This window comes from Salinispora tropica CNB-440, from assembly GCF_000016425.1.
GTDB classification, from domain to species: Bacteria; Actinomycetota; Actinomycetes; order Mycobacteriales; family Micromonosporaceae; genus Micromonospora; species Micromonospora tropica.
In genome coordinates this window covers 3108694-3117859 of the sequence record NC_009380.1, presented here as the reverse complement: position 1 = coordinate 3117859, position 9166 = coordinate 3108694, and the positions used below count along the sequence as shown (strand labels likewise).

Annotated in this window: 7 protein-coding genes; 5 read left to right on the top strand and 2 right to left on the bottom strand. The window is 70.6% G+C overall.

Annotated elements, in window-relative coordinates; all coding sequences use genetic code 11:
• The first annotated feature begins 107 nt into the window (after window positions 1-107).
• Window positions 108-374, top strand: coding sequence for a hypothetical protein (locus STROP_RS13895; protein ID WP_012013990.1), 267 nt, complete (start codon window positions 108-110; stop codon window positions 372-374).
• Window positions 375-482: 108 nt separating this feature from the next.
• Here STROP_RS13895 and STROP_RS13890 read toward each other — a convergent pair whose 3' ends face one another.
• On the bottom strand, window positions 483-1070 hold the full coding sequence (locus STROP_RS13890; protein WP_018829889.1) for a TetR/AcrR family transcriptional regulator: 588 nt from the start codon (window positions 1068-1070) through the stop codon (window positions 483-485).
• Window positions 1071-1152: 82 nt separating this feature from the next.
• Between STROP_RS13890 and STROP_RS13885 the strand changes: the two genes are divergently transcribed.
• From STROP_RS13885 to STROP_RS13875, 3 genes are all read left to right on the top strand, one after another.
• Window positions 1153-2907 carry an MFS transporter gene (locus STROP_RS13885; RefSeq protein WP_012013988.1) on the top strand — a complete coding sequence of 585 codons (1755 nt, stop codon included), beginning with the start codon at window positions 1153-1155 and terminating at the stop codon, window positions 2905-2907.
• Window positions 2908-3140: 233 nt separating this feature from the next.
• Window positions 3141-4580 (top strand): acyl-CoA carboxylase subunit beta, encoded by a 1440-nt coding sequence (locus STROP_RS13880; RefSeq protein ID WP_012013987.1) that lies wholly within the window; start codon window positions 3141-3143, stop codon window positions 4578-4580.
• 49 nt (window positions 4581-4629) lie between these two features.
• Window positions 4630-5406, top strand: a complete 777-nt coding sequence (locus STROP_RS13875) for a thioesterase II family protein (RefSeq protein ID WP_012013986.1) — start codon at window positions 4630-4632, stop codon at window positions 5404-5406.
• Window positions 5407-5563: 157 nt separating this feature from the next.
• Here STROP_RS13875 and STROP_RS26045 read toward each other — a convergent pair whose 3' ends face one another.
• Window positions 5564-5692, bottom strand: coding sequence for a hypothetical protein (locus tag STROP_RS26045; RefSeq protein ID WP_018829891.1), 129 nt, complete (start codon window positions 5690-5692; stop codon window positions 5564-5566).
• A 590-nt stretch (window positions 5693-6282) separates the two neighbouring features.
• Between STROP_RS26045 and STROP_RS13870 the strand changes: the two genes are divergently transcribed.
• The gene (locus STROP_RS13870) at window positions 6283-9114 is read left to right on the top strand and encodes a helix-turn-helix transcriptional regulator (RefSeq protein ID WP_012013984.1); all 2832 of its coding nucleotides are present in this window, start codon (window positions 6283-6285) and stop codon (window positions 9112-9114) included.
• The last annotated feature ends 52 nt before the right edge of the window (window positions 9115-9166 follow it).

Genomic DNA, 9166 nt, shown 5'->3' with positions numbered 1-9166 from the left:
GACCGTATCGCGTTACTGTCCGACCTCGTACGGTAATGACCGGGCTCGGTGAACGTGAGGTTCGCTAGAAGTCACCACCAGGGGTGGACACGGGAGAGGCAGGGAGGATGCGGGTGCGACTCGAACAGGGGATCGTCGCCAGAGTCACCCGGAACGGACAGCTTGAGCTGATCTCCGAACGGAGCGGATTGCGATACCGGTTCGGGGCGACCGCCGCCGCGATGTGGATCGCGTTGCAGCAGCAGGGCGGCTCGCTGGAGCAGGCGGCCGGCGTCCTGGCCTGGCAGTGGTCGGCCGACCCGGTGGCCACGCGACGGGACTTCGACGTCTGGTTGGAGGACATGCTTCGCGCCGGCCTGGTCCGGGTGGAGTGACGCGGGAGCCCGAGGTGGCCCGGCGGCGGGGGTGACCCCTATCGGGCCCCCTGTGCCGGAACGGTCGTCTGGTCGAGGAGGGGCGGAACCCCTGTCCGGTGGACGGGGTCAGGCGCCGGCGGAGTCGTTGACCGCGCCGACGATCAGCCGCAGCGCCTCGGCCAGTTCCTTCCCGGACGGGGCGGCCGCGGGGTCGAGCAGCCGCTGTACCGTCAGCCCGGTCATGAGCGCGAGCAGGAACGAGCCGACGGCCTTGCGGGTCTCGTCATCGACGTTCTCACCACCGTCGCGGATGACGAAGGTGGCCAGGGCCGGGCGGGCGCGGGCGTAGCTCTCCGCCAGTTGCTCCCGCAGCGCCGGCAGGTGCTCAGCCAGCGCGAACGCCTCGATACCGGCGACCCAGAGTGGCCGGTGTATGCCGAACGACCTGACCAGGTCGGTCCACATCGACTCCAGTCGGTCCATGAGGTCGGGCTGGGTGCCGTCGCGCAGCACCCGGTCGACCTCGACGCCCCACTCCTCGAATGCCTGCACCAGCGCTGCGGTCAGCAGCGCCTCCTTGGAGCCGAAGTGGTAGCCGATCGACGCCAGATTGGTGCCCGAAGCGGCGACGATGTCGCGGGCGGTGGTGCGCGTGTAGCCGCGTTCGTAGAGACAGTTCCTGGCCCCTGCCAGCAAGCGTTCCCGATGACTCACGGGCGTCACCCTACTCGGAACCACCCCCTAGTTCATCCACCAGATGTATACGCGTGTATAAAACGCGGTGTAGCTTTCGGCCATGGCTACAGCGCAGGCAAAGGCCGGTCGCCGCGAGTGGATCGGTCTCGCGGTACTCGTCCTGGTGACACTGATCATCAGCATGGACATGACCGTGCTGTCGTACGCTCTGCCGTTCATCACAGCGGACCTTGCGCCGACCAGCAGCCAACTCCTCTGGATCACGGATGTCTACGCCTTTGTGCTGGCCGGCCTGCTGATTCCGATGGGGACGCTGGGGGACCGGATCGGGCGTCGCCGGCTGCTGATGATCGGCGCGGCGGTGTTCGGTGTGGCATCCGTGGCCACGGCCCTGTCCAACAGTCCCGGCATGCTGATCGGGACCCGGGCGGTGATGGGCGCCGCCGGTGCGACGCTCATGCCGTCGACCATGTCGTTGATCCGCAACATGTTCCACGACGAGAACGAGCGACGGGTCGCGATCGGGGTCTGGGCGGCTGGCTTTTCCGCCGGTGGGGTCATCGGCCTGGTGGCCGGCGGCGCACTGCTCCAGTACTTCTCCTGGGGCACCGTTTTCGAGATCAACGTGCCGATCATGCTGCTCCTGCTCATCCTGGCGCCGTTGCTGCTGCCCGAGTTCCGCAACGCGGCCGCCGGGCGGCCCGACCTGCTGAGCACGGTGCTGGCGTTCGTCGCGGTGCTGCCCATGATCTGGGGCATCAAGCAGTTCGCCGAGGACGGCATGGACTGGCCGCCGGTGGCCGGCGTGGCCGCCGGACTGATCTTCCTGGCCGTCTTCGTGCTGCGTCAGCGGCGCCTCGACGACCCGGTGATCGACGTCCGGCTGTTCCGTGCCCCGGCGTTCAGCGCAGCGGTGGTGATGAATCTGCTCGCCAACTTCGCGCTGGTCGGGTTCATGTTCTTCATCAGCCAGTACCTCCAGTTGGTGCTCGGGTTGCGCCCGTTCACCGCCGGCCTGTGGTCACTGCCGGCCGCCGGTGCGGCGGGCGTCGGCGCGGCCGTGCTGGCCCCGGTGCTCGCGCAGCGCTTCAAGCGCGCCTACGTCGCCGCCGGCGGCCTGTTGGTGGCGACCGTCGGTTGCGTGGTGCTCGCCCAGGTCGGCGACGAGTCGGGCCTGGCCCTGGTGGTGCTCGGCCAGGCGTTGATGGCGGGTGGCGTCGCCATGGTGCTGACCCTGAGCGCCGAGCTGATCGTCTCCACCGCGCCCCCGGAGCGGGCCGGCGCCGCCGCCGGACTCTCCGAGACCGGCAGTCAGTTCGGTGCGGCGCTCGGCGTCGCGATTCTCGGCAGCATCGGCGCGTACGTCTACCGGCGGAAGCTCTCCGGCGTAGCACCGGACGGGGTGCCACCGGACTCCTGGGCCACCGCCCGGGAGACCCTTGGCGGCGCGGTCGAGGAGAGCCGGACGCTCTCCACGACCGCGGCAGACACCCTGGTGACGCTGGCGCGGGCGGCGTTCACCGACGAGTTGCGGGCAGCCGCGATCGTGTCGGCCGGCATCCTGCTGGTGACGGCGATCTTGGCGGCCGTGCTGCTGCGCAACGTGGGCGGGTCGGTGCCCGGGCAGGGCCTGTCCGACGGGTCGGACGCCACGCCCGCCCTGACCACCGACGGCGCGACCCACCTCGAGGGGCCCGTGACCGCCGCCGATGCAACCTTGGTCGACGCGGTACCGCCGGCGACCGAGGTCGTGCCGACCGGAGCGACCACCGATGCCGATTCGGGCCCGGCGGTTCGGAACGGTCCGCAGCCGGCCGCCCCGGTCGCCACCCGGCCGACCCACCCGACGGTCTGACCACCCAGTTCCTGGGGATCGGTGACCTTCCCGCTCCTCGCGGGAACGTCATCGTCGTGCGCCTGGTTTCCCGCAGCTCGCAGCAGTTGTGGGGCTAGGGGGCCGGTGCTCCGCTTAGGGGTTGTCCCGGTAGTCCGGGCGTTCCTACGCTCGCTTGGTCAGAGGGGCACCGGTCACCGCGTGAAGGCGCCGCGCGGCCCGTGCCGACCGGTCCGTCCGGCAGGGGAGTAATGATGACGATCACGGTTGACGCACCGGCGCGGACCGAGCCGGTCGACCTCGACCCACGCTCGCCCACGGTACGCCTGGGCGCTCTGCTGGACGCCGACTCGGCGGTCGCGCTGCATGAGCCAGACGACAGTGGGGTGCTCGCGGTTCGGGGCTGGATCGGCGGACTGCGGGTCTACGCCTACTGCACCGACGCGAGCCGGATGGGCGGTGCGCTCGGGGCCGCCGGCGCCGAGCACATCATTCACGCGATCGAGCTCGCCGCCCGGGACCGCTGCCCGATCGTCGGTCTCTGGCACTCCGGTGGCGCGAGGCTGGCCGACGGCGTCGAGTCGATGGACGGCGTCGGCCGGATGTTCGCCGCGATGACCCGTGCCTCCGGCCAGGTCCCGCAGATCTCGGTGGTGCTCGGCCCGGCCGCCGGCGCCGCCGCCTACGGTCCGGCGCTGACCGACATTGTCATCATGGCCGATGCCGGCCGGGTCTTCGTCACCGGCCCGGACGTGGTCCGCAGCGTCACCGGTGAGCCGGTCGACATGGAGGCCCTCGGCGGTCCTCGGACGCACAGCCACTCCTCGGGGGTGGCTCACCTCGTGGCCGACTCCGAGCCAGACGCGCTTGCGCGCGCCCGTCAACTCGCCGTCCTTTTCGCCCGGCCCGGCCGGTTCGACCTGTCGGCGGTCGGGGACTGCCCCGCGCTGGCCACCGCGCTGCCCGAGTCGGCCCGCCGAGCGTACGACGTCCGGCCGGTGATCGCCGCGCTGCTCGATCCGGCCGACGAGTTCGGCGGCTTCGTCGAACTTCAGCCGCGCTGGGCGCGCAACATCGTGGTTGGCCTCGGCCGGTTGGCCGGGCGTACGGTCGGCGTGATCGCGAACAATCCGATAGCCAAGGGCGGCTGCCTCGACTCGTTGAGCGCCGAGAAGGCGGCGCGGTTCGTGCGGATGTGCGACGCGCTCGGCGTACCGCTGGTCGTCCTGGTCGACGTCCCCGGGTACCTGCCCGGTGTCAAGGAGGAGTGGGAGGGAGTGGTTCGGCGCGGGGCGAAGCTGCTGCACGCCTTCGCCGAGGCGGTGGTTCCCCGGGTGACCCTGGTACTGCGCAAGTCGTACGGTGGGGCGTACATCGCGATGAACTCCCGGTCGCTGGGTGCCACCGCGGTCTTCGCCTGGCCGGATTCGGAGGTCGCGGTGATGGGCGCGGAGGCGGCGGTGGGTGTCCTGCACCGCCGCGAGCTGGCCGCGGCCGACGACGAGGCAGACCGGGAGTCGTTACGGCGGCGGCTGATCGCCGACCACCAGCGGGAGTCCGGTGGTGTCGGCCGAGCGCTCGAGCTCAAGGTCGTCGACGCGATCATCGCGCCGGTCGACACACGTACCCAGCTGACCCGGGCGCTGGCCGAGGCGCCGTTGGGGCGAGGCCGGCACGGGAACATCCCGCTCTAGACGTCCCGCTGCGGAGGTACCCGCAGCGCCGATCCGTAAGGGACCAGTGATGACGGCAACCCTCGAGAACGACCTCTGGGTGCGGCGGTTCCATCCGGCGCCGTCCAGTGCGATTCGGCTGGTGGCGCTGCCGCACGCCGGTGGTTCGGCCAGCTACCTGTTTCCGGTCTCCCAGGCCCTCTCGCCCGCTGTCGACGTACTGGCGATCCAGTACCCGGGCCGGCAGGACCGTCGGCATGAGCCGGTGCTGGATTCGGTCACCGACCTGGTCGACGGGGTGTTCAATGCGCTGCGGCCGTGGCTGGACCGGCCGGTGGCACTCTTCGGCCACAGCATGGGCGCGGTGCTCGCCTATGAGGTGGGGTTGCGGCTGCAACTGCGGACGGGCCAACCGCCGCTGCGACTGTTCGTCTCCGGCCGCCGGGCCCCGTCCCGGTTCCGTGACGAGCGGTACGTGCACACCCGGGACGACGCCGGGGTGCTGCGGGAACTGGCCAGGCTCAGCGGCTCGGACCCGCGGATGCTGAGCGATCCGGAGCTGCTGCCGATGATCCTGCCCGCGGTGCGGGGGGACTACAAGGCGGTGGAGACCTACCGGGCCGACCCGGATCAACGGCTGGACGCCCCGATCACCGTGCTTACCGGGGACGCCGACCCGGTGACCACCCTGGACGAGGCGCACGACTGGCGTCGGCACACCACCGGTGAGTGTGACGTCCGGGTGTACCCGGGCGGGCACTTCTATCTCAACGACCATGCCGACGACGTGATCCGGCTGATCGGGGCCGAACTGGAGCGGCTGCTGCCCAGCGAGCCGACCGGCTGAACGGGACGACGGTGACAGGGGGACCGGGTAGCCCGGTTGGTGGGTGCTGCCAGCGGTGCGGGCCCGTTGCCGTTGCCGGTGAACACTTGGTCGGCGGCGTGTTGTCGCAGGTAGGCAGGGGTGTTGCTGGTGAGATGCGCGGCATCCGCGACGATCATCATGCCACCTCGAGATGGTCGAGGAACGCCTGGCCCCGGGCGACCTCGGTCGTGCTGGCCAGCCCCCGCACCTGGGCGATGACTGTCGTGGTGCCGCGGCGTTTCGCGGAGAACAACTGCGCGTCCACACCGGTCGGTCCACGTCGGCGAGCGGTGGGTGAGCGAGTGCAGGAACTCGTCTGAACGGCTTCGGCAAGATTCGCCGCTGCGTCGACCGCAACCCCGAGATCATCTGCTTCTCCCTGTACCTGGCCGCCGTGATCGTCATGATCCGTTAACTCATCCAACGAGCCCGCACTGTTTATCGTTTGGACATCTGGCCGACAACCCACCGACCCAGGTAACGCCTATTGCCGGTCGCACTAAGGAGGGCCGCGCGCGTTCACCACTCCTGCGCTTCACCGCGGGCACACGCCTCACCGGGCAAATGATGATCAACCAACGTGCTTACGCTCCGATGTGATGTCGGTGACGAAGTATCACCGTCCCACTACCGTCTGGTACGGGTGTCTATGTATGCTGTGCTCACCGTCGAGGTGCGATGAAAGTCGTCATTAAATTGATGTCCGTCATTGCAAAATCATGGCTGTTGGGCCGACGTGTTCAGTAGCCGGGGTGGGGCTCGGCGGACCGTATGGCATTGAGCCAAACCTTTTCGTCGGGGCCTGTCCCAGCTAGGTGGCAGCTCCGTGCGTCATCGCTGACGTGAGGGAGACGGGTGGGATTCGTAGAGAGAAGCCGCGAGCTCGACATCTTGCGGGACCTTTACGCCGTATGCGCCACGGGCAGGGGGCGGGTCGCGCTGATCAGCGGTCCCGGTGCCACGGGCAAGACCGAACTGCTGCGGGCCGTGGCCGATCACGTCGACACGGCAGGCGGGCTGGTGTTGAGCGCGGCCTGCTCACGGGCGGAGCGGATGCTGCCCGCCGCCGCGATGGGGCAGCTGTTCAACAGCGTGCCGCTGCCGACCGAGGTGATGCGGCGCATCGGCGCGTTCATCGACCTCGGGGCCGCCACGACCGAGGGCGACGCCGACATCAGGGCCGTGCACGTGATGTGTGTCGAACTGCTCGACATCGCCCGGGAGCGGCCGCTCGTCCTGCTCGTCGACGACGTCGAGTTCGCCGACGAGACCACCCTGCGGACCCTGCTCTACCTACAGCGCCGGCTCACCGCCGCGCAGATCCTGGTGGTCCTCGCCGAGTCGCCGCAACCGCAGCCGTTCAACCCCGAGTTCCGCGCCGAGCTCACCCGGCAGGCATGTTTCTGCAACATCCAGCTGTCGCCGCTGTCCGAGGCGGGAGTCGCCGAGGTGCTCCGTGGCTGGACCGACGACGAGACGGCCCTGGTGCTCGCCCCGGCCTACCACCGGATCAGTGGCGGCAACCCGTTGCTGCTGCACGCGCTCGGCGAGGACCGGCGTGCCGCTGGGCCGACCGACGCCACCGAAGCGATCGTCGGCGACCAGTTCCGCCAGGCGGTCCTGGCCTGCCTGCGGCGTTGGGACCCGGCGATCCTGGAGACGGCTCACGGGCTGGCCCTGCTCGACGACTTCGCCACCCCGACCCTGCTGGCCCGACTGCTCGACAGCAGGCCGGCCCGGGTCCAGTGGGTACTCAACGCGCTGACCATGTCCGGCCTGTTGGACTCGGGGCGGTTCCGACACCCCGCGGCGCGCGCGGCGGTGCTGCACGACCTGGACCCAGACGCGCTGTCCAAGATGCACGCCCGCGCGGCGGAGCTGCTGCACTCCGAGGGCGCCCCGGCCCCGGCGATCGGGGGCCATCTGCTCGCCGCCGGTGGTCTGGCCGAGCCGTGGGCGATCGCTCTCCTCCAGGACGCGGCGACGCACGCGCTCGCCGAGGACCGGGTCGACGACGCGGTCGAGTCGCTCAAACTGGCCCACGAGATGTGCCACGATGCCCCCCGTCGGGCGGCGCTCACCGCGATGCTGGCCGACTGCCAGTGGCGGGTCAGCCCGGCGGCGGTGAGCCAGCACCTCCAGTCCCAGCGCAACGCCCTGCGGGCCGGGCACCTCTCCGAGCGGCACGCAGCCGGGCTGCTGCGCTACCAGCTCTGGCACGGCCACCTGGAGGACGCCCAGGAGACCCTGCGGCACCTGCGTGAGGCCCGACACCAACTGGACGCCACGACCGCCGCCGAGGTGGATGGGTGCGCCGACTGGCTGCGGCTGTACTTCCCGGTCGCCTTCGCGGGGCGTGGCGCCGCCCCCGGCGCCACGCCGGCCCTCACCCTGGCCCGCACGGACGGCTCGTTCGGGTGGGTCACGCCGTCTCTGACCGCCGTGCTCACCGAGGGGGTGACCGACGAGGTGATCGCCCGGGCCGAGCAGGCTCTCGGCAGCCACATGCTGGTCGACGTCGGCCCGGAGTCGGCGCTGTGCGCGTTGCAGACGCTGGTCTACGCCGGCCGGACCGACCAGGCGGTGCACTGGTGCGACGTGCTCGGCGCGGAGGCCGGGTCCCGGGGTGCCAACACCTGGCACGCCATCCTGTCCGACGTCCGGTCGCACATCGCACTCCGGCAGGGCGACCTGCCGCTCGGCGAGCGGTTCGCCCACGAGGCCCTGGACGCGATGTCGCCGCACAACTGGGGCGTCGCGATCGGCTCACCGCTGTCCAACATGCTGCTCGCCAAGATCGGCATGGACAAGCTCGACGAGGCCAAGGCACTGCTCAGGTACGTCATCCCAGACGCGATGCGGGACACCTGGTTCTGGCCGCTGTATCTGCGGGCCCGGGGCCACCTGCACCTGGCCGGGGGACGGGTGCACGCCGCGCTCGCCGACTTCGAGACCTGCGGGCAGTTGGCCACCGAGTGGGGGATGGACCTGCCGACCCTGCTGCCCTGGCGGGGTGACCTGGCCCAGGTCTACCTCCGCTCCGGCCGGCCCGACATGGCCCGGAAGATAGTGACCGAGCAACTCTCCCGGCCCGACGCCCAGAATGCCCGCACCAGGGGCATCTCGCTGCGGCTGCTCGGCTCCGCGCTCGACGTGAAGCAGCGGGTCAACACCCTGCGCCAGGCGGCCAACCTGCTCCAGGAGTCCGGCGACCGGTTCCAGCTCGCCCTCGCCCTCACCGCCCTCAGCAGGGCGCACTACGGCCGGGGCGAGTTCAACACCTCACGGGTGGTGGCGCGCAGCGCCACCCAACTCGCCAAGGACATCCAGGCACAGGCGCTGTGCCGCCGACTGCTGCCCAGCGGCGAGGCGGCCGGCGACGACGAGGCGGACGCCCCGCCGGAGCACGAGGAGATGTCCCGGCTCAGCGACGCCGAGCAGCGGGTCGCCACCCTGGCCGCGCTCGGCCACACCAACCGAGAGATCGGCAAGAAGCTGTACATCACGGTTAGCACCGTCGAACAGCACCTCACCCGGGTCTATCGGAAGTTGAACGTCCGGCGCCGCACCGAACTGTCGTTGGGGCTGCCCATGGACTCCGCCGGGGCCGGGTTGCTGGCCGTGGCGCCGAGCAGCGCGGAGCGGCCCTGGCCGCAGTGGGACTCGGCGGCAATCCAGGCGAGCTGACCGGTGTGATCGCCGGGGTGGGCCTAGGCCCACCTCTTCGGGTCATTAGCTC